The organism is Bacillus sp. JK62 (genome assembly GCF_053663455.1).
The window spans coordinates 47,779-72,168 of sequence record NZ_JBSJQA010000001.1 but is presented as its reverse complement, the minus strand read 5'-3'; the positions used below and the strand labels follow the sequence as shown (position 1 = coordinate 72,168).

Annotated in this window: 23 protein-coding genes; 10 read left to right on the top strand and 13 right to left on the bottom strand. The window is 42.7% G+C overall.

Features of this window, described 5'->3' with window-relative positions; translation table 11 throughout:
• Positions 1 to 4 precede the first annotated feature (4 nt).
• From ACWJJ4_RS00370 to ACWJJ4_RS00330, 9 genes are all read right to left on the bottom strand, one after another.
• Positions 5 to 1,060: a phosphotransferase gene (locus ACWJJ4_RS00370; RefSeq protein WP_070082659.1), complete on the bottom strand. Its 1,056-nt coding sequence runs from the start codon at positions 1,058 to 1,060 to the stop codon at positions 5 to 7.
• On the bottom strand, positions 1,053 to 2,240 hold the full coding sequence (locus ACWJJ4_RS00365) for a carboxylate--amine ligase (RefSeq protein ID WP_070082660.1): 1,188 nt from the start codon (positions 2,238 to 2,240) through the stop codon (positions 1,053 to 1,055). Before ACWJJ4_RS00365 ends, ACWJJ4_RS00370 begins: the two co-directional genes overlap by 8 nt.
• Positions 2,230 to 3,564, bottom strand: a complete 1,335-nt coding sequence (locus tag ACWJJ4_RS00360; protein ID WP_172615118.1) for a glycosyltransferase family 4 protein — start codon at positions 3,562 to 3,564, stop codon at positions 2,230 to 2,232. The genes ACWJJ4_RS00365 and ACWJJ4_RS00360 overlap by 11 nt, the downstream gene beginning before the upstream one ends.
• Complete coding sequence (locus ACWJJ4_RS00355; RefSeq protein ID WP_004393067.1) at positions 3,561 to 4,217, bottom strand: PIG-L deacetylase family protein; 657 nt, start codon at positions 4,215 to 4,217, stop codon at positions 3,561 to 3,563. Before ACWJJ4_RS00355 ends, ACWJJ4_RS00360 begins: the two co-directional genes overlap by 4 nt.
• Before the next feature lie 87 nt (positions 4,218 to 4,304).
• Positions 4,305 to 4,868: a protein kinase family protein gene (locus ACWJJ4_RS00350; protein WP_070082746.1), complete on the bottom strand. Its 564-nt coding sequence runs from the start codon at positions 4,866 to 4,868 to the stop codon at positions 4,305 to 4,307.
• Positions 4,869 to 5,010: 142 nt separating this feature from the next.
• A complete protein-coding gene (gene rplI, locus ACWJJ4_RS00345) occupies positions 5,011 to 5,460 on the bottom strand; it encodes a 50S ribosomal protein L9 (RefSeq protein ID WP_004393063.1) in 450 nt (149 codons plus the stop codon).
• The gene (locus ACWJJ4_RS00340) at positions 5,457 to 7,436 is read right to left on the bottom strand and encodes a DHH family phosphoesterase (RefSeq protein WP_014306180.1); all 1,980 of its coding nucleotides are present in this window, start codon (positions 7,434 to 7,436) and stop codon (positions 5,457 to 5,459) included. Before ACWJJ4_RS00340 ends, rplI begins: the two co-directional genes overlap by 4 nt.
• Before the next feature lie 30 nt (positions 7,437 to 7,466).
• Positions 7,467 to 8,402, bottom strand: a complete 936-nt coding sequence (locus ACWJJ4_RS00335) for a YybS family protein (RefSeq protein WP_063636577.1) — start codon at positions 8,400 to 8,402, stop codon at positions 7,467 to 7,469.
• A 243-nt stretch (positions 8,403 to 8,645) separates the two neighbouring features.
• Positions 8,646 to 8,798: a hypothetical protein gene (locus ACWJJ4_RS00330; protein ID WP_004393059.1), complete on the bottom strand. Its 153-nt coding sequence runs from the start codon at positions 8,796 to 8,798 to the stop codon at positions 8,646 to 8,648.
• A 133-nt stretch (positions 8,799 to 8,931) separates the two neighbouring features.
• On the opposite strand from ACWJJ4_RS00330, the gene ACWJJ4_RS00325 reads away from it, so the two are divergent.
• A complete protein-coding gene (locus tag ACWJJ4_RS00325; protein WP_017418488.1) occupies positions 8,932 to 9,417 on the top strand; it encodes a spore coat protein in 486 nt (161 codons plus the stop codon).
• A gap of 36 nt (positions 9,418 to 9,453) precedes the next feature.
• On the opposite strand, the gene ACWJJ4_RS00320 is transcribed toward ACWJJ4_RS00325, so the two are convergent.
• The gene (locus ACWJJ4_RS00320) at positions 9,454 to 9,825 is read right to left on the bottom strand and encodes a winged helix-turn-helix transcriptional regulator (protein ID WP_004393054.1); all 372 of its coding nucleotides are present in this window, start codon (positions 9,823 to 9,825) and stop codon (positions 9,454 to 9,456) included.
• Positions 9,826 to 10,031: 206 nt separating this feature from the next.
• Between ACWJJ4_RS00320 and ACWJJ4_RS00315 the strand changes: the two genes are divergently transcribed.
• The 7 genes from ACWJJ4_RS00315 to ACWJJ4_RS00285 all read left to right on the top strand — a co-directional run bounded on the left by ACWJJ4_RS00315 (position 10,032) and on the right by ACWJJ4_RS00285 (position 18,722).
• Positions 10,032 to 10,961 carry a manganese-dependent inorganic pyrophosphatase gene (locus ACWJJ4_RS00315; protein ID WP_004393053.1) on the top strand — a complete coding sequence of 310 codons (930 nt, stop codon included), beginning with the start codon at positions 10,032 to 10,034 and terminating at the stop codon, positions 10,959 to 10,961.
• 691 nt (positions 10,962 to 11,652) lie between these two features.
• On the top strand, positions 11,653 to 12,084 hold the full coding sequence (locus ACWJJ4_RS00310; protein WP_025854049.1) for a hypothetical protein: 432 nt from the start codon (positions 11,653 to 11,655) through the stop codon (positions 12,082 to 12,084).
• Between the two features lie 107 nt (positions 12,085 to 12,191).
• A complete protein-coding gene (locus ACWJJ4_RS00305) occupies positions 12,192 to 13,439 on the top strand; it encodes a DUF5068 domain-containing protein (RefSeq protein ID WP_454021337.1) in 1,248 nt (415 codons plus the stop codon).
• Positions 13,440 to 13,675: 236 nt separating this feature from the next.
• Positions 13,676 to 14,593: an EamA family transporter gene (locus ACWJJ4_RS00300; RefSeq protein ID WP_281063059.1), complete on the top strand. Its 918-nt coding sequence runs from the start codon at positions 13,676 to 13,678 to the stop codon at positions 14,591 to 14,593.
• Positions 14,594 to 14,940: 347 nt separating this feature from the next.
• Entirely contained in the window at positions 14,941 to 16,362 is a 1,422-nt protein-coding gene (locus tag ACWJJ4_RS00295; RefSeq protein WP_025650097.1) for a glycoside hydrolase family 68 protein, read from the top strand.
• Positions 16,363 to 16,423: 61 nt separating this feature from the next.
• Positions 16,424 to 17,980 (top strand): glycoside hydrolase family 32 protein, encoded by a 1,557-nt coding sequence (locus ACWJJ4_RS00290; protein WP_454021336.1) that lies wholly within the window; start codon positions 16,424 to 16,426, stop codon positions 17,978 to 17,980.
• A gap of 79 nt (positions 17,981 to 18,059) precedes the next feature.
• Positions 18,060 to 18,722: a GntR family transcriptional regulator gene (locus ACWJJ4_RS00285; RefSeq protein WP_454021335.1), complete on the top strand. Its 663-nt coding sequence runs from the start codon at positions 18,060 to 18,062 to the stop codon at positions 18,720 to 18,722.
• 77 nt (positions 18,723 to 18,799) lie between these two features.
• Here ACWJJ4_RS00285 and ACWJJ4_RS00280 read toward each other — a convergent pair whose 3' ends face one another.
• Positions 18,800 to 19,309 carry a DinB family protein gene (locus ACWJJ4_RS00280; protein ID WP_454021334.1) on the bottom strand — a complete coding sequence of 170 codons (510 nt, stop codon included), beginning with the start codon at positions 19,307 to 19,309 and terminating at the stop codon, positions 18,800 to 18,802.
• A gap of 50 nt (positions 19,310 to 19,359) precedes the next feature.
• On the bottom strand, positions 19,360 to 20,577 hold the full coding sequence (locus tag ACWJJ4_RS00275; RefSeq protein ID WP_454021333.1) for an MFS transporter: 1,218 nt from the start codon (positions 20,575 to 20,577) through the stop codon (positions 19,360 to 19,362).
• 200 nt (positions 20,578 to 20,777) lie between these two features.
• Between ACWJJ4_RS00275 and ACWJJ4_RS00270 the strand changes: the two genes are divergently transcribed.
• The gene (locus tag ACWJJ4_RS00270; protein WP_454021332.1) at positions 20,778 to 21,119 is read left to right on the top strand and encodes a MerR family transcriptional regulator; all 342 of its coding nucleotides are present in this window, start codon (positions 20,778 to 20,780) and stop codon (positions 21,117 to 21,119) included.
• Positions 21,120 to 21,293: 174 nt separating this feature from the next.
• Here the strand turns inward: ACWJJ4_RS00270 and ACWJJ4_RS00265 are convergent, their stop codons facing one another.
• The gene (locus tag ACWJJ4_RS00265) at positions 21,294 to 21,923 is read right to left on the bottom strand and encodes a response regulator transcription factor (protein ID WP_071392535.1); all 630 of its coding nucleotides are present in this window, start codon (positions 21,921 to 21,923) and stop codon (positions 21,294 to 21,296) included.
• A gap of 278 nt (positions 21,924 to 22,201) precedes the next feature.
• Between ACWJJ4_RS00265 and ACWJJ4_RS00260 the strand changes: the two genes are divergently transcribed.
• Positions 22,202 to 24,379, top strand: coding sequence for an anthranilate synthase component I (locus ACWJJ4_RS00260; RefSeq protein WP_454021331.1), 2,178 nt, complete (start codon positions 22,202 to 22,204; stop codon positions 24,377 to 24,379).
• Positions 24,380 to 24,390 lie beyond the last annotated feature (11 nt).

Below are 24,390 nucleotides of genomic sequence, written 5' to 3'. Positions count from 1 at the left end.
AAACTTATAATCCTAATTCCCGTCCCCATTTTGACACTTTGTCAACATGATACGGCAGCAGTTCTCCTCCCCGATTGTCGAAGATTCTCCGCAATTGGGTATGAAGCCCTTTCTCAAGTGTTCTCTGCAAATAAGCCATTTTATAAAGCGTCATAGGAGGGGTCTGAAAATGCATGCCACGCTTTTTCATTTCTTTCGTATACACTTTTACGCAATACGTCCGAATATCTTCTGCGTGCCGGCTCCAATCTTTTCTGAAGCCGAGCAGAATTTCGACCAGCACCGTCATATCAAACCAAACCGGCGCGTACTTTGCGGATTCCCAATCGATGAATTGAATATCCCACGGTTCATGTCCGGACGCATCGTGGGTGCAGATATTCTGCATATGAAGATCACCGTGTGTGATGGCTGAGCCGTTTTGGATCAATTCAGGGAAAAAACCCGGCTCCGCCTGCTCCAGCAAGTTTGTGATTTGCCGATAATGAGGCTTCACGATATCTTTTGTACGCTCATCTTTAAGAGCTCTATCCAATAATTCCGCTGTCTTTTTGATCTGCTTTTTACGCCCTTTTCTCATGGTTTCCGATTCGTATACCGGCAGCCACGACCGCCATTTACCGTCAGAAATAGTCTTGTTTTCAAAGGTGCGGCTGTGCAGTTCCGCGACAGACGGAATAATATACTTGAAATGCTTTGGGTGAAATGTAAGCTGTCCTCTGATCTGGCTGACAAACTCCATAAATATCCACGTTTCATGGTCACTTTCCTCTATAAGATAGATGTCCGGCAGCAAATCCCCTAAAACAGAACGGGCTTTCCCGTATATATTAATCTCGACCTTGTTTTTTTCACGGGAAGATTTATACACCTTCAATATCAGCGGAACAATGCCGGATTTTTTCTTTACAAACAGTTTATAAATGGCGCTTCTGTCTGTTGATTTCAGGCATGTGATGTCAACCGGATTCACCGCGGCCCTTTCACCGAACGAATACGACAGTTTTTCGTCAATTCTCAGTTTTTGAAATGCGTCATACAAAAGATCCTTTTCATACATGCCGATCTTCCTTCCGCTTCCGTTTCCAGCTGTTTTTGAGATGAGACCAAGTGTTTCTGATAAATGGCATCGGGTCATTCCAAGCAAAAAGAGCGTACTCTTTTTTTCCTTTAAATCCTTTCCAAAAATCCCGGAACGTCATTTCTCCTCTTTTTCGTTTCTTCAAAAACGTTAAGAAATAACGCACCTCATAAATCCAGTTGATTCCGTCTTTTTGTTCGAGCTGGGGCTTCACCTGTTGTCCGGTCAAATACAGATAGTACATGTAAACGAAATGAATGCCTGCCGGTTCTGTCAGGCTATGGCTGAGCCAAAAGCGCGGATTAATTTCGATAAACTTGTAAACATTGTCCCGGGGATCCTTTTTAAATTCCGCCATGCCTACTCCCTTCAGCTGAATCGCTTCAAAAAACGGCAGGGTCTTCTCGATTAAATCAGGAAGCCGTTTGCTGACGACGTGGGCCCCCGCGCCAAAATCAGCAGGGAATTGATGGTTCTTTTGCAGAGAGAATAAGCCCATTAATTTCATTTGGTCATCATAAAAAGTGGCGACTTTATAAAAACACTGGTTGTCTCCGGGGATGATCTCCTGCACAAGCAGTTCTCCATTTTCTCTGTAGGAGCTGAACTCCTTGCGCAATTGTGCGGCATCCTTCATTACAATTGCTTTTTTGTTTACTTTTTTTCTGTATTCATGGCCGGCCACCGGTTTTAAAATACACGGGAAGTCAATATTGGCGATGGCCTCTTCCAGCTCATCCCGGTTGTTCGGAAAAAAGGTTTTCGGGCAGGGGATGTTATGCTTGACCGCTAATTCATATGCTTTGCTTTTATCTAAGACCGTTTCTAACAGAGAGCGGCTCGGGAGCAAAAATAAAAAAAAACCGGCTAATGTCTCGCGGAATTTAGATATAAATCCCGCATAATCATCAGATCCTGCGTACAGAACCGGCTTTGCTTGGAATCGCTTCCCGAAATCAGTCAGAAATGTCAGCAGTTCTTCCTCTTGTGTTAAAGGGCTGGGACATATCCCGCAATCTGCCAATCTTGATTTTCCGATACGATAAGGTCCCTCCGTGTCAAACGCGTAAACATCGATTCCTCTTCGGGCCAGGCTGCGAATGATCCCAATCCCGTTTGCACTGAAATCAAGTACAACGGCTGCATGTTCATGTTTCATGATCTCCCTCCGAGCTGTTGGTATTTTGATAAATCGATTCGATATTTTTTATCATCGTCTCACTGCTTAAATATTTCTCCGCGTAGGCCTTTGCGTTTGAAGCAGCCTTCTCCCGCGCAGATTTGTTAGTGATAAAAAACGCTAAAGCCCGGGCAAGAACCTTTGCATTTCCCGGCTCGACAATAAGTCCCGTTTTGTTATGGCGGATCAGATCCGGAATACCCCCGCAATCGGTCGCAATGATAGCCGAGCCGCTGAACATCGCTTCAATAATCGAGATGGGCAGACTATCATTAATGGTCGGCAGTACGAATATATCCGTCATATTCAAAATAGCGGGAACATCATCTCTTTTTCCTAAAAAGGAGACCATAGATAGATTCAGTTTTCGAGCCTGTTCCTCTAAGGCGCTCCTCATCTCTCCGTCGCCCGCGATCAGCACTTGAACATGTTCAAGCACATCAGACGGAATTCGTGAAAGTGCGTCAAGCAAATGATTATGTCCTTTTCTCGGGCCTAATCTTGCAATACACGAGATGATGATCTTATTTTTCGGCAGCGGGATTTTTCTTTTCCCGCCTGTTTTTGCATCGTAATCGATTCCTGTGATTACCGTTGTCATGTCTTCCTGTTCGGCTCCGAGCTTCATGAGCGGGCTGCGGAACGTATCGCTGATAATAATCAGGCGATCTGCGTATTCAATGGCTTTCATCTCTAGTTTTTTATAATAAAACTCTTCTACCGATCCTTTTTTAAAGATATGAAATTTAAGTCTGTTGAAAGTAAACATGCCATGCGGTGTGAAAAATAAAGGTTTCTTATAGATTTGATTGAATCTGCCTAATATATTGGCTGTAAATAAATCTTGAGCATGAAACACATCATATCTTTCCAAATGAATCTTTTGAAGCATTTGCTCGTATATAAACATCAGCCGATTATTTTTCAAAATATGATTGTTATAATCCCCATATCTGTCCTTAAAGAAATCTTTTAACTTCGGAACAACAGCCGCCCGCAGTTCTTTTACCTGTGCGGACGGAAACAGATTAGGGGAGATGACATCGACCTTATGACCTCTCTTCTTCAGGCCTTCACTAAGCGTTTTAATATAGTTTGATAAACCGCCCGTGTGCGGGTAGTCCCAAAACGTGGCAATCAAAATGGATAACTTCTTTTTTTTCCTGTATAACCGCGGAATATGATGTTCATGTTTCAACTGTGTCTTTACTGCCGCCTTTTTTTGAGGGCGCGTTTTGACCCCGTAGTAGCGGTCAAGCGTCTGAACCATATACGGATACGGGACGGAAAATGTCTTGATCATTTCCAGATCCTCCGCACGACTTCAAAAGCTTCAGCGTATTCCACACCCGCCGTCATCCCTCTGACTCTTCCTAAATGTTTAACGCCTTCATATGAACGGGGATGAGGGTAATCCCTCATTTCTACGTCATAGTGGTGAAGCGCCGCGAGTTTAGCATCCATTGTGTCTGTGATGTTAACGAAGTAATTAGGTTTGAAGAGTTTATCAGCCGTATTCCTCTCCCACTCGCTTGAAGATAGCGTTTCGAACGTAAGCAGTTCGATAGGCTTTTGATTCGGAAGCGGTCTGGCGGCTGTTAAAACTGCTTGGAATGTTCTCTGGTGGTCCATATTGATATCGCCGTAATGATGTGTAAAGATTTTATCAGGCTGATAGACGCGAATGAGCTGCTCTAATTCTTTGACAAGCTTATGAAGCGGGATACATTCCAGCTCTAAATTCGTATGCTCCAAAAAGATGACTTTCTCAATTCCAAGCTCTTGATTCGCGCGTTCGCCTAATTGTTTAATATGATGAGCTTCTTCTTTTCTTCCTAATGCCGTAATAATGGAAATCACTTTATATCCTTCATTGATCAGCCGTTTTATGGTGCCCGCTGCTCCCAATAGTTCATCATCGGGATGAGCGCCGATAACCATAATGTATTCTGCCATTTTTTCCACACTCCACCAAACAAATGTTACAAATATCATATGACGACCCTAAAAAAAGGAAACTTACATATGCGGATTTTCAGAAACTTACATGTGCGGCTGCCATTCCAGGTAACGTGTCGGATTTAATTTTTTTATAGTGTTCAAAAACTCATCCGCCAAGCCGTATTTGTCCAGTCCTTTTAATAGTTTTACGGGAAACCGGGTAATGGCGGAAAAAGCTCTTTTATGGTCGATGACTTTAAGATTTCCGTGTTCGTTAATCAGAATGTGCCTGATTTCGGCATCCCATCTGGTAAAACCGATTCTTTTTAATTCATCCAGCATATTTAAAATATCAGCAGTCAGTTTGACGGACAGGGATTTTTCTTTTCTGATATGGCGGGCAAGAGAGGTGCCTTGGACATATTCCATCACAATATAACGATCTCCGTATTCATACAGTCTTGGAATCACCGGGGAACCTTGTCCGGTCTTTAAAGCCGCCAATTCCTTCTTGCATGTCCCTTTTTCAAAGAAGTATTTTATGCATTTGTTGTGTGTTAAGCGGTAGACTTCCCCGTCTTTTCCGTCTCCGATCAGCGGATAGTGCTCCAGCGCCTTTTTATTCTCCGGATTATTAAAATATGTTTCAGAAAAAAATCGTTTCATACCGACACATCCTTCGTTATGATGTAATATAATATGCAATCTGGTAGCGATCGGAAATGAAACAATCTCATCATTTTCTTGCGCTGCGCCGTCTGCTGACATAAAAAAAAACCCGCCGGATCGGCGGGTTTTTCATTGTGTATTACGCTTCTTCTTTTACGTGAACCTTCAGCACAGCCTGAACTTCAGGGTGCAGCTTTACAGGAACGTTTGTATATCCCAGTGTGCGGATACCGTCTTGGAGCTCCAGTTTCCGTTTATCCACTTTAATCTTATGCGTTTTTTGCAGCGCTTCTGCAATCTGCTTGCTTGTGACAGATCCGAACAGACGGCCGCCTTCACCGGATTTGGCACTCAGCTCAACAGTCAGCTGTTCAAGCGTTTCTTTCAAATCTTTCGCTCTTTCAAGCTCGGCAATCGCTTCTTTTTTCTCTTTTTCTTTCTGTCCTTTCAATGCGCTGATGTTTGTCGCATTTGCTTCGACAGCGAGGCCTTTTTTAATGAGAAAGTTATGTGCATAACCGTCTGCTACGTTTTTCATTTCGCCTTTTTTTCCTTTACCTTTTACATCTTGTAAGAAAATAACCTTCATCTCTGAACGCCTCCCTCAAAATATTCATCAATGGCTTCCTTCAGCCGGACGAGCGCTTCTGAGACAGAAATGCCCGATAACTGGGTTGCCGCATTGGTTAAATGCCCTCCGCCATCCAGCGCCTCCATAATAATCTGCACATTGACCTCGCCCAGCGATCTCGCACTGATGCACACCGTATGCTCATCCCGTCTGGCTACCGCAAATGAAGCTTCCACTTCACTCATCGATAAGAGGGAATCAGCCGCCTGCGCAATCAGCACCTGGTCAAAGTACTCCTCTTCGTTCTCAGGCAGAGAAGCAATCGCGATATGTTCTTTATAAAGAGCCGTATGCTGGATCAGTTTCGCCCGCTTGATGTAAGAACCGACGGATTCTTTGAGAACTTTCTGCACCAGAACCGTATCTGCGCCTTTCGCTCTCAAATAAGAAGCGGCGTCGAACGTCCGCGAGCCCGTGCGAAGGGAAAAACTCTTCGTATCCACTATTATACCAGCTAACAGGGCCGTCGCTTCAATCATATTGATTTTGAGCCGCTTCGGCTGGTATTCAAGCAGCTCCGTCACGAGTTCTGCGGTGGATGAAGCGTATGGCTCCATATAAACGAGCAGCGGGTCTTTAATAAATTCCTCGCCTCTGCGGTGGTGGTCAATCACAACGATGTGCTCGATTTTGTTCATGAGACGCTCTTCCATCACAAGGGACGGTTTATGTGTATCAACGACGACAAGCAGCGTGTCGTCATTTGAAATTTCCATCGCCTCTTCCGGCGTGATGAACCGCGACCACAGCTCTTCATATTTTTTAATTTCTTCAATCAGGCGCTGAACGCTTGATCCGATCTGGTTCGGATCAATGACGATGTAGCCTTCTTTGCCGTTGGCCTGCGCCACCTTCAATATTCCGATTGCGGCTCCGACTGCGTCCATATCAGGAAACTTGTGCCCCATGATAATGACATTGCTGCTTTCTGAGACAATCTCCTTGAGCGCGTGAGAAATCACCCGGGCGCGCACCCTTGTGCGTTTCTCCATCGGATTTGTTTTGCCGCCGTAAAATTTCACCTTGCCGTTCGGCATTTTGATCGCCACTTGGTCGCCTCCGCGGCCGAGAGCCAAATCGAGGCTGGACTGCGCCAGATCTCCAAGCTCCTTCAAAGAAGAAACCGATGCGCCGATCCCGATGCTGAGGGTCAAAGATACAGTATGAACGGATGTTTTTTCTCGGATTTCATCCAAAATCGAAAATTTCGCGTTTTCAAGCTCCGTTAAAATGTGTTCATTTAACACCGCGATAAACCGCTCAGAGGACGTCCGTTTCAGGAAAATGCCGTACTCCTGCGCCCACGCATTTAATAATGAGGTGACCTGGCTGTTCATCGTGCTTCTCGTTTGGTCATCCAGCCCCTGTGTGACGTCATCATAGTTATCTAAAAAGATATATGCCAGCACGGTTCTCTCATTTTCGTACTGCTTTTCAATTTGAATCTGTTCTGTCACATCAAAGAAATAAAGCAGGCGCTCATCTCTTTTAATCACTACTTTAAACTTCCGCTCATTCAAGGTGATCGTTTCCGAATCGACCTCCTGCTTGATCAGCGGCACGACGGCCTCGCATGTGTCATACAGCGAGCGCCCGACGAGTGTGCTTTCATTAAAACAGGAAGACAAAAACGGATTCGCCCACTCAATGTAATATTGATCATTAAACAGCATAATCCCGATAGGCATTTCCATTAATGCCTCTTCGCCTACTTTTTTCAATCTATACGATAACGTGGAGATATAATCGTCAATTTCTTTTCTGATCAGAGAATCCGCACGCTTAATGAAAAACAGGATCACGGCGAGCAGCACAACGCCGATGGCTCCTATCAGCCAGTTAAAGTAAATGCTGATGAGGATTATGATGATTGACAATGCAATCAATGCATAGATGGGATACCGAAACAACGGTTTTTCATAAAAACTAGGCATTTCTATCAACTCCCCACCTGTAAGTCACACTCAATTTCGCGTCACCTTATTTCTTATGTTAAAGCCTATGTCAATGATGCCTAAGAGGAGATACACGGACAAGATGAGCGGAAAAAGCACACCCAGCACAATTGCTAAAACAGGAACGGCTTTCGGCATCTCCATTTCGCGGCAATAGAAAAAAATAAACGCTAATCCTTGAATACAAATCAGCAAGCTGAGAATAAATCCCCCATTCAATGAAACCGAATACAGCATATGCCCTTTTTCTAAAGGCAGAAACCCTAATATCGTCACAATAAAATACAGAATGACAACGCTTTGCGGGAGTTTGAGCTCTCTAAAAGGCTTCATCTTCGGAAGATCAGGGGAAAATCGCCGTAAAAGCGGCCTTGCCATAGCATAACTGAGGAAAGAAAAAACGATGCCGGTCAATACGAGCACTGTCGGAAAAAGATATTGAACCGTGCTCAGCTGACTTTCCATCAGCTTGATCTGCTTCCCGAACTGATCTCCGTAACCGAGCTGCTTTGACATGGTTTCTGCTAAAGACAGCGACTCCCGAAGCTGGGACATGGTGGTATCGATCACATTCATATTAAGAAACACGATGCTGACCACAAAAAAAACGACGCCGCACAGCACATACGCCATAGCGCCGGCAGCAACCGCATAGCCGGGCTGTTTCTTTTTAAAATAATATCCCATGGCGATTCCCGTACAGGCAGCCGTAAAAGCGCCTGTAAGCCCGGTAAACGAACTTACAATAAAGCTGACAGGAAGGCTGGCAAGCCCCATCCATACCCCGGGCTTCAGACCGTGCCGAATGGTGTAAAGAATGATCGGCAGCGGCAAAGCAAAGAGAAGAATTGCCCCCAGTAAAGGGAGGTACACGACCAAAAGGGAAATGATTGCAAAAATACTGATCAAAATGGCGCCTTCTATTAGAGCCCTTGTATTTTTCACTTACTCACCTCAAACCTTGTATCATTCGAACATACGAATAGAAAAGAGCAGCTTAGACGACTGCTCTTTTGACGCCGCAATGTCTCTTTCAAGACCTGAATTTTCCATAAACTCTCCAAAATACACGTATATATTTTAACATAAGTCGAAATCGCAAGTAAAATGAGCGCGGACAGCCGCAATGTTCCATGTGAAACATGAAAACAGACAAACGGACATCCCAGTGAAAGAATGCCCGTTGTATCAGTGATCCTGATCATCCATGAAACCAGAAGTATCTCTGTTTTTCTTTTTGGTTTTTCGTACATATAACAAGACGATAACGATAAGTAAGAGAGTGGTCGCCTGTAAAACCCCGCTGCTGAAAAGGAAGAAGTTCTTTATCATGTCCCACATATAGTTTCACCTCTATTTCGTATTTCCTTTACATTGAGTTTCCCTTTCTGGAAACTTCAAAACATCAGGAACAACATCGGGACCGGGGCATATGCTGAAAGTGAAAATGAAGGATAAAGGAGATTCTTACACCATGACCGAGCGGAGAACATTAGCATGGCATGAAACGTTAGAACTGCATGAGTTAGTGGCTTTCCAGGCAAACGGACTTGTGAAATTAAAAAGAACAGAGCGGGACGTAAGCGATGCCAGATTAAAACAGCTTTACAGATTTTCCATCCATTCGCTGGAACAAAATCTGCGTGAACTGCTTCCTTTCTTCCCTGAAGCTCCCGCTTTTCGTGAGGATGAAACAGAAGAGCGCGCTGATTCCTCCTTTTACAGCGGCGGCCTGCTGATCATGGCCAAAACGTCTGTCCGCAATTACGCCGGAGCCATTACAGAGACGGCCACACCCCAATTAAGACATGTTTTCGTCAAGCACTTAAACGCGGCTATCAAGTGGCATCAAATGGTCTTTGAGTATATGGAAGAACGCGGTCAATATCCGGCTTACAACCTGAGCGAATTGCTGAAGAATGATGTGCGCAACGCCAGAAAGGCCATCGCGATGAAATAAAAAAAAGCAGCAAGGAATTTAATCCTTTGCTGCTTCTTATTTTTGAGCGGACTGATCTTGAGGCGACGTTTTTTCCCGGTATGTCTCGAGAAACTCCCTGTTGGCATCTCCCCATTTCTTCATTTGCAAAACGATCGGTTCCAGCGACCTGCCGAATTCGGTAAGAGAATACTCCACCTTTGGAGGCACCTGCTGATATACCTCGCGATGCACGATGCCGTCCGCCTCAAGCTCACGAAGCTGAAGCGTCAGCATACGCTGCGTAATGCTGGGGCAAATGCGCCGAAACTCATTAAACCGCTTTTTTCCGCCGATCATATGATAAAACAAAATACCCTTCCACTTTCCGCCGATAACGGAAAGCGTCAGTTCAACCGGACAACCTTCTTTATTCGGATATATGTTCATAATTCATCCTCCATAGTACCTTTTTTGATACTATATGCTGATTAGCATCTGACTTACCCAGTATTTTACTCGCAATCCTCCTCACCGCTCAACAAAAATGCTTCTTTTTCACATCAATTTTTAAGGTTTTGAAGATTACACCCTCCGCAAGACGTGTTAAACTATAAAAAGATTGTTTACACTACAAAAAAGGACAAGGAGTTATTATGGAAAAAATTCTTATTTTCGGACATCAAAACCCAGACACAGATACCATTTGCTCTGCCATTGCCTACGCTGATCTAAAAAATAAACTCGGCTTCAATGCTGAGCCCGTCCGCCTTGGACAAGTCAACGGCGAAACACAATACGCGCTTGATTATTTCAAGCAGGAAAGCCCGCGTTTGGTGGAAACAGCCGCAAACGAAGTAAACGGCGTCATCCTTGTTGACCACAATGAACGCCAGCAAAGCATCAAGGATATCGAAGACGTTCAGGTTCTTGAAGTGATCGACCACCACCGTATCGCCAACTTCGAAACAGCGGAACCTCTTTACTATCGTGCTGAGCCGGTCGGCTGTACGGCTACGATCTTAAACAAAATGTACAAAGAAAATAACGTGAAAATCGAGAAAGAAATTGCGGGCCTCATGCTGTCAGCAATCATTTCCGACTCTCTGTTATTTAAATCTCCGACTTGCACGGAGCAAGATATCGCAGCGGCAAAAGAGCTTGCTGAAATTGCCGGCGTAGATGCGGAAGAGTACGGCTTAAACATGCTGAAAGCGGGCGCCGACTTAAGCAAAAAAACTGTGGAAGAACTGATTTCTCTTGATGCGAAAGAGTTCACGCTCGGCAGCAAAAAAGTCGAAATCGCCCAAGTCAACACAGTTGATATTGAAGATGTCAAAAAGCGGCAGCCGGAATTAGAAGCGGCTCTTTCAAAAGTCATTGCTGAGAAGAACCTTGACCTGTTCCTTCTCGTGATTACGGATATTTTAGAAAACGATTCCCTTGCGCTCGCCATCGGTGATCAAGCGTCAAAAGTTGAAAAAGCATTCAACGTGACGTTAGAAAACAACACGGCTCTTTTAAAAGGTGTCGTATCCAGAAAGAAACAAGTCGTTCCTGTTTTAACAGACGCGATTGCAGAATAACCAACACACCCCGGAAAACAGCCGGGGTGTTTTTTTACGGTCTTTTTTTGTAAGCGCTCATCCCTCACATTTTGATATGTAGTATATCAAGAGTGAGGCGTTTGTTTTTCTAAGAATTGCCCCCTAGCCATATCATTAGGGGGTTTTCATTTAAAGCAATAAATAGCGCTATGGAGCAGAAGGGAACTTAGAAAAGTGCCGCTGTTCTGAATGCTGTGGAGTGACCGGATCTCATAGACAACAGCCTTTTTTAAGGATAGAGTCTAAGATAATGGTTTGGAAGGACTACCTCTAAACGTGCTCAGATTCGTTTCTGAGCGGTTTAAAAAGCAAACATGATTAAATAACAGAACGGTAATTCGACAGCAAATACAAGAGAAAAAGCCTTTTTCCAGCTTTATCTAGGGGAATTCTATAATTGATCCGCAATAACGCAGCATTTTTTCCTTAACACCATGATTAGACCAATATAACCACATACCAGAGATGAAGGTTCAAATTTAACGACTGTTAACCTATGGCGAAATGCAAAAACAGACTTAAAGAAACGAGTCTTTTGTCATTTTCCGTCCGAAAATACGTAAATATCTCCAAATTTTAGTATTTTAGTCGGATGTAAAATCTTCTGATTACTATTATTATATTTAAAGTGATGATTAATGAACCATATTGACATAGGAGGTATTACTTAATGAAGAAGAAGTTAATTATGATATTAGCCGCTTTGGTTATTGCATTGACAAGCTTTACAGCCGTTGACCTTGCGAATAACAAAGCACAAGCTAAAGACTGGAAAAAAACAGGTGGACTTTGGACTGAATACTGGCATTCAGGTTCTTTTAAAAATTACACATATACTCCAGTATTCCATCCATATTATAAAGGCAAAGTGTCTGGTTTCTTAACAGCTAATGGATCAGGAAGTGGAAAAATCCAAGCTGTTCTTCAACAGAAGACAAGTAAAGGTTGGAAAAATGTAAAAACATTTTACGCTAAGAAAAAAGGGAAAACGAGTATGTATTATAACAAGGCATCAAAAAGCTACTCTGCGAGTTATAGATTCAAACTTACCAACACGGGCACTAAGAAAACTGTAAATTATAAATTTATGTCCATGTATTAAGATCATTTTGATGACCGGATAAGATTTTTTAACCTTGATTATTATAGTTTGAGCTACTGATCCGAACAGTAGCTTTTTATTTTGATTGTCATAGGAGGATTATGAAATTGAAGAAAAAAATGGGGGTAATTTCTGTTCTTTCAACTGCATTATTACTATCTGCTTGCGGTAATCATGATGACGGTTCAACAAAGAAAGCTGAGAAAAAAGTCGAAACAACATCACAATCTGAATCAAAGAGTAAAGAAAATAATGCCTCTTTTACAGATAAAACATCTTCGGAGAGTTCAAGCGGCGATACTGCAAAAAATGGTGTTTTGAATTCTTATATTGCAGATTCAACTAAAGGGCAAGCAGATGTCATTTTCAATAACGCAGATCCGAAAATCGATCTGAACTTCGATGGATTTAAATTCAAGGTATCTCAGTATCAAGTGGTTCATGTGAAGAATCCTGAAAACGAGCCGTACAGTTTTGACGGAGATAAAGAAGGATATGTAATAACACTTAAAGCCACTGTAGAAAACCAGACAGGCGGCAAGGCTTATTTCAACAATCCGGCAGTTCAGGGGAAAGATGAATACAATACGAAACAACCGGACGTCAGTTTAGTTGATGAAACAGACAGGGTAAAGCCTAAAAAAGATGGTACGCCAAGTAATCCAGCATACTACGATAAAGGGGAATCTAAAACTGGATTCATTCAATATGAATTATCGAAAGAAAAATATGAAATTCTTGTTAAAGAAAAATCAAAACTGGTAGTCTCTAATGCTTCTAAAGATTCTATGATGAGAGAACACTTGGGAGAAAAACAAATCGTTGATTTACCTTTATCAGGTGCTTCCGCTAAAAAACAAAAAAGTGATAACAAGTTCTTTGATGATCAGATTGTTACCAAAAACATTGCTGAAAAAACGTTACTGGAACAGAAAAATGAAATTAACGAGAAACAGTCTCAGAATAATATTGAGCTTACATTGACAGGCGTACAATTTACAAAATTAGATCCAACTGATTCATTCAAAAACTCTTTCAGAGGTTTCGGCAATGAAGACATTGTTGCAGTTACAGTCAAGATGACAGTCAAAAACGGATCAAGTGATTCATTACCAATCAATCAATTTAGTGCATTTTTAGATACTGATGCTATGCATTATTTGAACCAAGGTTCGTTAGAGAGCGATTCTGGGGATGTTAAGAGCGGGCAAAGAGGCGATAAATATTTAGTATTCTTGCTTAAGAAGTCAGAATTTGAAAAGAATAAAAACTTCAAACTGAAGATTAGACATATCGAGGGTAATAGTGGGGATGCATTGAAAGATCACGAACTATCCTTCAATATAAAACGCTGAAACAAAAAAGCAACCGAAATGGTTGCTTGAGGCTGTCGAGAAAATCTCGACAGCCTGACACCCCGGCAACCAGCCGGGGTGTTTTTTTTACAGCTCGTTCATCAGACAGCCATTTAGTAAGCGCTTTCTCCGAAAATTATTTTGACGCCTGGTAATATACAATATATAATATATCACATGTAAGACGTTCGTTTTCCTAATTATTGTAAGTTGCTATCACAACATCAGAATCGGGGGTGTCTATCCTGGAAAAACACGCTGCTCTTTCTTATTCACGAACAACAGGCATTTGGCTTGTGCTTACAGGAGCTATCTTATGGGGGGTCTCGGGAACGGTTGCCCAGTATCTGTTCCAGCACCGCCATTTTAATACAGAATGGCTGACTTCGGTGCGCCTTCTGGTGTCAGGGGCGCTTCTGCTCGGAATCGCGTACCGCAAAGAAAAAGGACGGATATGGGCTGTTTGGAAAGACAGACGGGACAGAATTCCCCTTCTTTTATTCGGGATTTTCGGAATGTTAGGCGTTCAATACACCTACTTCGCGGCAATTGAGTACGGCAACGCGGCAACTGCTACCGTTCTTCAGTATTTAGGGCCGGCGATCATTACATGCTTTTTAGCGATTCGCGCAAAGAGAATTCCTTCGGGAAAAGAACTGCTCGCCGTCTTATTGGCGGTTGCCGGCACATTCATTTTGGTCACGCACGGGAATGCCGGAAGCCTGTCCATATCGGGTCTGGCCGTCTTTTGGGGAATCAGTTCGGCGTTTGCACTGGCGTTTTACACCCTTCAGCCGCATCGTCTGCTGAAGAAATGGGGATCCGCCATTGTTGTCGGATGGGGCATGCTGATCGGCGGAGCCGCCCTCAGCTTGATCCGCCCGCCCTGGACATTTGAAGGCGAGTGGTCCTTTCCTGCATATGCCGCGATTGTGTTTATCATCATTTTCGGAACGCTCATCGCTTTTTATTGCTACTTGGAAAGCCTGAAATATCTGAGTGCCTCTGAAACCAGCCTGCTTGCCTGTGCAGAGCCGCTGTCGGCAGCTTTTTTAGCTGTTATCTGGCTGCATGTTCCCTTCGGAATATCAGAATGGCTGGGTACTTTGCTGATTTTAGCCACCATCGCTTTATTATCTATCAAGAAAAAATAACCTCTCTTTTTTAGAGAGGTTTTTTCCTAGGCCCAGAGCACCCCTTAGTCTCAATTACCCATATATTAAAAGGCCTTTTTTCATTTTACTATCATCCAAAAGAGGAAAATAGACCAGTTGTCAATAGAATCAGAGTCTAATAGAATGATGTCGACAAGTAAATCATGCAGGATTGTTACTGATAAAGCAGGCAAGACCTAAAATGTGTTAAGGGCAAAGTGTATTCTTTGGCGTCACCCCATACATATTTTAGGTCTTTTTTTCTGTAACAAACCTGCCATCCATGAATGCAGGAGGATCGAATCGGCAGATCGCAAAAAAAGGTACATACAAAAGGAGACATGAACATGAACATCAAAAAATTTGCAAAACGAGCCACAGTTCTAACTTTTACGACTGCACTTCTGGCAGGGGGAGCGACTCAAGCCTTCGCGAAAGAAAATACCCAAAAACCTTACAAAGAAACGTACGGCGTCTCTCATATCACACGCCATGATATGCTGCAGATCCCTAAACAGCAGCAAAGTGAAAAATACCAAGTGCCTCAATTCGACCAATCAACAATTAAAAATATCGAGTCCGCGAAAGGATTGGATGTGTGGGACAGCTGGCCGCTCCAAAACGCTGACGGAACAGTAGCTGAATACAATGGCTATCACGTCGTGTTTGCTCTTGCCGGAAGCCCGAAAGACGCTGATGACACATCCATCTACATGTTTTACCAAAAAGTCGGCGACAACTCGATCGACAGCTGGAAAAACGCGGGCCGTGTCTTTAAAGACAGCGATAAGTTCGACGCCAACGATGAAATCCTGAAAGAACAGACACAAGAATGGTCCGGTTCTGCAACCTTTACATCTGACGGAAAAATCCGTTTATTCTACACTGACTTTTCCGGTAAACATTACGGCAAACAAAGCCTGACAACGGCGCAGGTAAATGTGTCAAAATCTGATGACACGCTCAAGATCAACGGAGTGGAAGATCATAAAACGATTTTTGACGGCGACGGAAAAACATATCAAAACGTTCAGCAGTTTATCGATGAAGGGAACTATACATCCGGCGACAACCATACGCTGAGAGACCCTCACTACGTTGAAGACAAAGGCCATAAATACCTTGTATTCGAAGCCAACACGGGAACAGAAAACGGATACCAAGGCGAAGAATCTTTATTTAACAAAGCGTACTACGGCGGCAGCACAAACTTCTTCCGTAAAGAAAGTCAGAAGCTTCAGCAAAGCGCTAAAAAACGCGATGCTGAATTAGCGAACGGCGCCCTCGGTATGGTAGAGTTAAACGATGATTACACATTGAAAAAAGTCATGAAGCCGCTGATCACTTCAAACACGGTAACTGATGAAATCGAGCGCGCGAATGTTTTCAAAATGAACGGCAAATGGTACCTGTTCACTGATTCACGCGGTTCAAAAATGACGATCGACGGTATTAACTCAAACGATATTTACATGCTTGGTTATGTATCAAACTCTTTAACAGGTCCTTACAAGCCGCTGAACAAAACTGGTCTTGTCCTGCAAATGGGTCTTGATCCTAACGATGTAACGTTCACTTACTCTCACTTCGCAGTGCCGCAAGCCAAAGGCAACAATGTCGTGATCACAAGCTACATGACAAACAGAGGCTTCTTTGAGGATAAAAAGGCGACATTTGCGCCAAGCTTCTTAATGAACATCAAAGGCAAGAAAACATCCGTTGTTAAAAACAGCATCCTTGAACAAGGACAGCTTACGGTTAACAACTAATAACAACAAAAAGAAAATGCCGATACTTCATTGGCATTTTCTTTTATTTCTCAACAAGATGGTGAACTCAATCATGGCTCGAAAATGGCCCGTTGTAATATTGATCTTTTTGGGTGCGTTCCTGTTTGTCGGCTTACTGCCGAACAAAACCCACAATTCCTCTGACACAAACACGGAGCATAAGAAGGATTACCGGGCGGCGTATCATTTTACGACCCCGGACAAATGGAAAAACGACCCTCAAAAGCCCATTTTTTTCGAGGGGAAATATCATTACTACTATCTTTATAATCGGGATTACCCGAACGGCAACGGCACAGAATGGCGGCACGCCGTATCAGAGGACTTGGTGCACTGGACGGACGAAGGCACGGCTATTCCGAAATACACCAACGAAAACGGCGATATATGGTCCGGTTCTGTCGTCATTGATAAACACAACACGGCGGGCTTCGGCAAAAACGCGCTGGTCGCCGTCACAACGCAGCCGACTGCCAAAACAAAAGCCCAGGAACAATATTTATGGTACAGCACGGATAAGGGAAAAACGTTTACTTCCTATAGTGATCAGCCCGTTATGAAAAACCCGGGAACTAAGGATTTCCGGGACCCGAAAGTAATCTGGGATGAACAGGATGACAAATGGGTGATGGCCATGGCCGAAGGAGAAAAAATCGGTTTTTATGAATCACCCGATTTAAAAAATTGGAAATACACGGGCGGCTTTATCACTCAGCAGATCGGCCTCGTCGAATGCCCCGACCTTTATATGATGCGTGCAGATGACGGAACAGCCAAATGGGTTCTGGGCGCAAGCGCAAACGGCAAACCCGCAGGCAAACCGAATACGTACGCGTATTGGACCGGAAACTTTGACGGGAAGGAATTTACCGCCGATCAAGAAGAACCGCAATGGCTCGATTACGGCTTTGACTGGTACGGCGGCGTCACATTTGAAGACGGTAATAGCGAAGATCCGCTGACAAAACGCTATGCGCTGGCATGGATGAACAATTGGGATTATCCGAATGAAACACCGACACTAAAAAACGGCTTTAACGGCACAGATTCTATCGTCCGTGAAATCCGCCTTCAGCAGCAGGACGGCGGCACATACAGCCTTGTGTCAGAGCCGGTTGAAGCATTGAACCAATTAACCTCTTCAACTGACAGCATAGAATACAAACAGGTGAACGGTTCAGAGACACTGCCGATCAAAGGTGATACATATCAGCTTGATATGGATATCGCTTGGTCAGATATCAAAAATGCAGGCGTCAGACTCAGAGAATCAGCAGACCAAAGCCGGCATATTGATGTCGGTATTTCAGCAGAAGACGGCTGTGCCTATGTGAACAGATCGTTTACAGACCAGCCTGATAAAACCGGCGCATACGTCGAAAGCAAAGCCCCATTTGACGGAAACAAAGGACGCGTCCATCTGAAAATTCTCGTAGATAAAACAAGTATTGAAGTATTTGCAGACGACGGAAAAACCGTTTTGACAAATGAAGTGTTCCCAAAACACGAAGATCAGGGAATCACGCTCTTTTCTGAAGGCGGCTCCGCTGACTTTCAGCATATTGAGATGAAGCATCTCGGTTCGATTCATTCTTAGATGTCCCTCTTCATTTCTAACCGGCGCCCGGTCTGTGGTAAAATGCCAATATGTATACTACGATTCATGAGGTGTTCCATTGGATAATCAAAACAAAGAACCTGTGCTGAAAAGAACCATCATGCGGGACGAAGTGTATCGCACACTCAGAAACTGGATCATAACGGGCAAGCTCAAACCGGAAACAAAGTTAAAGGACAAGGATTTGTCGGAAACATTGGGAATCAGCCGCACCCCGATACGGGAAGCCTTATTGCGGCTGGAAGATGACGGCTTGGTGATAACAAAAGCGAACAGATGGACGCTTGTCGCTCCGATTGAGTTAAAAGAAGCGGAAAACTTGTATTCCATCGTCAGGACGCTTGAGAAACTCGCATTGCAGCAAGCCCTCCCGCGTATGGACGATGCCGTGATTCAAGAATTGAAACAGCTGAATGAAAATCTTCTTCAAACGATGAAAGACGGCGATAAAATGGCCGTTCTGGAAGCGGATAATGCATTTCACCATCGCATCATTCTGCTTGCGGACAACGCTGAACTTCACAAATTGCTTGTAAGCCTGAAAGTCAAAATTCAGAGACTGGAAATCCGCTATTTCAGTGAAAACGGCGCTTTAAACAGATCATATAATGAACACTCTGATATCATTCACGCATTAGAACAGCAAGATGCCGCCGCTGCTTTTACAGCGCTTGAAGCGAATTGGAAAAACAGTTTAGAACGGCTGCAAAACATGGCATAGCAAACGAAAAAGCCAAATCACTCATATGATTTGGCTTTTTTACGGATATCACAAGACAGCCGCGTGGGCTGTCTTGTTTACTTTTTGTTTATATATAAATAAATACCGTAATCCGTCGGCACAGAAGCATACCCCATCTGTCTGAGCATGGCTGTTATATTCCCGCGATGATACGTTCCGTGGTTCACAACATGTAGGATCATATCGGCAGCTGCGGTTTTCATGATGTCACCTGACGGATGCTCTATTTCAAGGGGGAGGCTGATATTTTCCTCCTTCTGCAAAAATAGTTGATACCGGTCTGATAATTCCCAAAATAGATCTTCCAGCTCTTCTATCTCTTTAGACAAGATGTCCCCTTTTTGCTGTTCAGCTGATTTCAGCGTATCCTCCAGACGCTCTCCGGAGAACACATCAAACCACCCCTTATCGGACAGATACACATGAGTCAATACACCGGCTATCGACGGAAAGACACTTTGAATCTCCTTACGGTACACATCCTCCGGAAGCTCTTTAAGCCGGGTGAATATTTGCTGATTTGCCCAAAGATGATAATCATACAATTGCAGTGCCAGATGTCCCACATTACCCTCTCCTCTCTCGATATAGAACGTACGTTCCTAATTATACTACACTACATGCCGCTCTGTACCATTTTCTTCATTCGCAGCTGAGAAAATCCGATAAAAGCCGAAATTAATAAGAGAAGGCCTGCGCCAATATAAATAAACCGCACGCCGAATACATCTGAGATAATCCCCGTTCCGATAATGGAAAACATAAAAATGAACTGAACTAAAGCTGATCTCGCCGCTAATATATTGACCCGTGTCTTTTCGGTCGTGATGTTTTGAAGTAATGTTTCCTGCGTGAGATCTCGTAATACACAAGCCGGCCCCATACACAGCACCAGAAAAAGGGCCGTAACGGCGCTTGTGATCAGCCCGTAAATAAACGTGAACATTCCATATGCCAAGGCTCCCGTCAGCATAAGCGGAATGAGATGATGCTGAAACTTACCGGATAACTTATAGATGATCAGTCCTCCGATCATCGTCCCTGCATAATAGACTCCGTTGACATACCCCCACCAAGCCTCTCCTTTATGAAGGACGTCATGCACATAAGTCAAGGACACAGACCCGATCCATATCATGCCTGCCCACGATTCGATCACATCCATCACAATGAGAACCCTGAGCTGTTTTTGCTGAAATAAATACACCCAGCCGCTTGCCGCATCTGCAAAAAGGGAACGTTTCCTGACTGCTGCCGGCGCACACATGCGTACTCGAAGAAACAGAATGATGCCCAACACCGAAGAAACCAATAACATGACAGTGACGATCATTGTATCGCTCTCTCCCAGGAACGCTATGATGACGCCGCCCAGAGACCACCCCGCAAACTGAACGGTCTGATCCGCCGCAGATAATAAACCGTTCGCTTTCGCCCTTCGATCAGGAGGAATGATTTCCCCAATCAACGCGCTTTTTATCGGAGCAAACCATCCGTTGCAAAAAGAAATGCCTCCGATCAGACAAAACAGCAGAAAAAAGAATGCGGATGAACCGGTTTGTATGACAAAAAACAAACAGACTAACAGTGTGATCTGTATCAATTGAGAACTGATTAACAAAGAACGAAGCGTGAACCGGCCGGTGACCAGCGGCAAAACGGCGCTGCCCAATACGCGGCATACAATGCTGACGAGCGTCATAAGAGAGGCCATCGCTGTCGAACCGGTTTTTGTAAACAAAAACAAGATAACGGCCATCGTATAAAGTGAAAACCCCAAGTTGATAGCGGTCTGGCTGTATAAAATAGCGTAATACGCTCTCTTCATATTCATCCTCTGCAACCCCACTCCCTGATTATGTAAATCATACCATATTTGCCGATCAGCTTTTTTTAAAAAAACAGATTGACATGGAGTCCGCTCCATTTATTAGGCTTTATTAGCAGAAAGAAGACTATCAGCAAATAACAATTAAAAAGGATGGAGTGACACATGTTTAAAATCATCAGTGCGATTATCATTGTTACGTTCGTGTGGGGGTATTTGTGGGTGCCCACCAAAATCGGACTCGGTTATATTTCACCGTTTTTGGCTTTTCTATTGATACCCTTCGTTGTTATGAAAAAATCGGCTTGCTTCCCCCGCCGCAAAGAAAAGAAAGCGGTGTGCGCATTTACTTTCAAAAAGACATCGACACACTATCTTTTTTGCAATGCTTAAAAAAGACGGGGCTCTCTGTTGAAGAGATGACTGAATTCATTCACGCTAGGGGCTTTGCTCTCGCTCATAAAACCCCTATGACCGAAGAATATGCAGCTTCCGTCAAAACGAAGGTGGAAATCTTAACGAAACACGTCAGCAAGCCGGAAAAATAGCTGGCTGATATCGAAAATATCATTTCTTTAACGATAAAGAAAATCGGCACTTATCGCGATATATTGAGTCAGATGAAAGAGTAAATGATGTACAGGATTCCGGACAAAAAAAAGCCGTTGCGCGCAGGCATCAGCAGATTTTTGTAAAGTGTGCTTAATGAGGAATATTGAATGTTATTTGTTGGCTAATATCCCCAGTTTATTCGCCTCTCTAATTGCGCCAACTCTTGATTTAACAGAAAGTTTATTAAAAATCATAGTCATATAATATTCTACCGTACTTATCGAATAGTTAAGAATATGAGAAATTTCTTTATTTGTTTTTTCATTATAGATTAATTTTAATATCTGTATTTCTTTAGTTGTTAAATTTTTGTTACTGTTTTTATTCATATGTTTTGATAGCTCTTTGCTGATTACTATTTGATCATTTTGAATTAAATAAAACATCTCGGCTATGCCATCTGCATCCGAAGCGGCAGTCATAAAGCCTTTGACGTCAAGGTTTATCAATTCATCAAAATAGGTTTGGAACAACCCCTTTTTTATTATTACAACAATTTTGGACGTTAAACGATATCTTGTGCTTTGAAGGTGTTTTAAAAAAGCAATACATTCTCTAATATTATGATGCTCTATATTAATTACAATAATTTCAAAATGGAACTCATCTATTATTGAATATTCCTTACTTTTTACATAAAGGGTATTCACTGATTCCATATCATTTTTGGTTTCAAGCATTGATTTCATTCCATAACCAAACAAAGGATAGACGTCGACTAACAAAAGATTTATCTCCATTTACTTTCTCTCCTTAACTAAGCTCCTCTAATTCTCATTCTAAACTCTTTTTTTCGACTGGTAATTTATTCTTTGGTTAAATATAGAATAACGGTATATTCCGAGTCAATATTACAAAAACACTAATTTTAGTTAATTTGCAATATTCAATCATGTTATATAAAATAAGATACAGATTAGCAAAGTTTAGATTAGTTGAGACAGGATAGCTGAGGAAAGTAGAAAAATCTTATACTGTTTAACTCAGTTTTCTCCTGTAAATTAAGGAGGAACCATACATGAGTATTCTTAAAGACTTCCCGTTGTTGAAGAATGGAAGTAAGCAATATTACACAAAAAATGGGTTAGTCATCACTCGGACTCAGAAATTGCTTAATCGTGCAACAGCAGCCGAACATGTTGATACAATTGTAAAAGGTGTTGACACACAAAAAGGAGCTTTATTTTCAAGCGGTTATGAGTATCCGGGCCGCTATTCACGCTGGGACATGGGGTTTGTTAATCCGCCAATTGAGTTGCGGTCGTTCAAGGATTCATTTAAATTACGCGCCTTAAATAACCGAGGGAAATTGCTCTTACAATATATAAACGATCATCTTTCAGATTTTGAAGAAATCTATGACATCTCTGTAGAAAAAAATACCGAATTGAAGGGAAAAATTATTGGTCCACAAGGAATTTTTTCTGAGGAAAACAGAAGTAAACAGCCATCCATTTTTACTTTAATAAAATATATAATGAGTTTGTTTTTTTCCCCGGAGGATTCATTCCTCGGGTTTTATGGAGCGTTTGGCTATGATCTGATTTTTCAATTTGAACCTACAGAATTAAAACATAAACGAAATGAAAATCAAAACGATCTGCTGCTCTATATACCTGACGAAATTTTAATAGTCGATCACAGACTGTCCACAGCATATCAACTGCAATATGAATTTTCATATAAATCATATGATACAAATTCGCTGGTACGTGATCAGTTATATTTTCAAGATGAACATCCCGCTGTAAAAATCCAGCCGAAAGCGTATGTGAAAGGAAAATATGCGGATTTGGTCCGCACTGCCGCACAATCTTTTATAAAGGGTGATTTATTCGAAGTTGTTCCGACGCACTGCTTTTATGAAAAGTATACTGATAATCCGTCAGATGTTTTTCTTAGGCTGCAACATTTGAATCCGAGCCCTTATGGATTCATCATTAATTTAGGCGGGGAATACTTAGTCGGATCATCCCCCGAAATGTATGTCCGGGTAGAAGGAAGAAGGGTAGAAACCTGCCCGATTTCAGGTACAATAAAGCGTGGCGAGAATGCGTTAGAAGATGCAGAGCAAATCCTTAAGCTGTTGAATTCAAACAAAGATGAATCTGAGCTAACGATGTGTACTGATGTTGACCGGAATGACAAATCGAGAATTTGTGTTCCTGGGACGGTCAAGGTGATTGGCAGAAGACAGCCTGAAATCTATTCACATTTGATTCATACAGTGGATCATATAGAAGGGCAGTTAAAACCGGATTTTGATTCTCTGGATGCCTTTATCACGCATATGTGGGCGGTAACAATTACAGGAGCTCCTAAAAGGTCAGCTGTTAAATGGATTGAACAACATGAGGAGACACCCCGAAAATGGTATGGGGGGGCAGTCGGACATATTTCTTTTAATGGCGATATTAATACCGGTCTTACACTTAGAACAATATATATGCAGGAAAATCAGGCGGAAATCAGAGTGGGTGCCACTTTATTATACGATTCTATTCCAGATGAAGAGGAAAAAGAAACGCAATTAAAAGCACAGGCTCTCAAGAGTGCGATTAGAGGAGTTATGAGGAGAGCTGGAGAAGAAGAGTGTCAGGAAAACAAAGTCCTTTCCTCTAAAAGTATTCTTCTGGTTGATCATGAGGATTCATTTGTTCATACACTGGCGAATTATTTAAGGCAGTTCGGAGCTGATGTGGTCACGATGCGACACAGCTATGCTCGTAAAATCTTAAAAGAAGAAAACTTTGATTTAGTCTTTCTCTCCCCTGGTCCAGGGCTTCCCTCAGAATTTATGATGAATGAAACCATTTATTTATGTATAAGCAAACAAATCCCAATTATCGGTGTCTGTTTAGGACTTCAAGCGATTGTTGAATACTTTGGGGGATCACTCGGTATTTTAGATGAACCGAGACACGGTAGGAAGCATCTGGTACATCTGACCGGAAACTCCAAATTATTCGAAGACGTGCCTTGCCAATTTGAGGCAGGCCTTTATCATTCCATTTTTGCACAGTCCGTATCTGAAGACCTTCGGGTTACAGCGATCTCAGATGAGGCCATTGTGATGGCAGTTGAACATAGGAATCTTCCTATCGCAGCTATTCAATTTCATCCCGAATCGATCATGTCAGCGCAACATCAGGTTGGCTTAACAATTATTAAAAACATTATTCATTATATGAAATAAATACAGTGAAA

Coding starts and splice junctions, on each gene's coding strand:
- ACWJJ4_RS00370 (WP_070082659.1), bottom strand. CDS start 1,060: ATGTATGAAAAGGATCTTTTGTATGACGCATTTCAAAAACTGAGAATT.
- ACWJJ4_RS00365 (WP_070082660.1), bottom strand. CDS start 2,240: ATGAAACATGAACATGCAGCCGTTGTACTTGATTTCAGTGCAAACGGG.
- ACWJJ4_RS00360 (WP_172615118.1), bottom strand. CDS start 3,564: ATGATCAAGACATTTTCCGTCCCGTATCCGTATATGGTTCAGACGCTT.
- ACWJJ4_RS00355 (WP_004393067.1), bottom strand. CDS start 4,217: ATGGCAGAATACATTATGGTTATCGGCGCTCATCCCGATGATGAACTA.
- ACWJJ4_RS00350 (WP_070082746.1), bottom strand. CDS start 4,868: ATGAAACGATTTTTTTCTGAAACATATTTTAATAATCCGGAGAATAAA.
- rplI (WP_004393063.1), bottom strand. CDS start 5,460: ATGAAGGTTATTTTCTTACAAGATGTAAAAGGTAAAGGAAAAAAAGGC.
- ACWJJ4_RS00340 (WP_014306180.1), bottom strand. CDS start 7,436: ATGCCTAGTTTTTATGAAAAACCGTTGTTTCGGTATCCCATCTATGCA.
- ACWJJ4_RS00330 (WP_004393059.1), bottom strand. CDS start 8,798: ATGTGGGACATGATAAAGAACTTCTTCCTTTTCAGCAGCGGGGTTTTA.
- ACWJJ4_RS00325 (WP_017418488.1), top strand. CDS start 8,932: ATGACCGAGCGGAGAACATTAGCATGGCATGAAACGTTAGAACTGCAT.
- ACWJJ4_RS00320 (WP_004393054.1), bottom strand. CDS start 9,825: ATGAACATATATCCGAATAAAGAAGGTTGTCCGGTTGAACTGACGCTT.
- ACWJJ4_RS00315 (WP_004393053.1), top strand. CDS start 10,032: ATGGAAAAAATTCTTATTTTCGGACATCAAAACCCAGACACAGATACC.
- ACWJJ4_RS00310 (WP_025854049.1), top strand. CDS start 11,653: ATGAAGAAGAAGTTAATTATGATATTAGCCGCTTTGGTTATTGCATTG.
- ACWJJ4_RS00295 (WP_025650097.1), top strand. CDS start 14,941: ATGAACATCAAAAAATTTGCAAAACGAGCCACAGTTCTAACTTTTACG.
- ACWJJ4_RS00275 (WP_454021333.1), bottom strand. CDS start 20,577: ATGAATATGAAGAGAGCGTATTACGCTATTTTATACAGCCAGACCGCT.
- ACWJJ4_RS00265 (WP_071392535.1), bottom strand. CDS start 21,923: ATGGAGATAAATCTTTTGTTAGTCGACGTCTATCCTTTGTTTGGTTAT.
- ACWJJ4_RS00260 (WP_454021331.1), top strand. CDS start 22,202: ATGAGTATTCTTAAAGACTTCCCGTTGTTGAAGAATGGAAGTAAGCAA.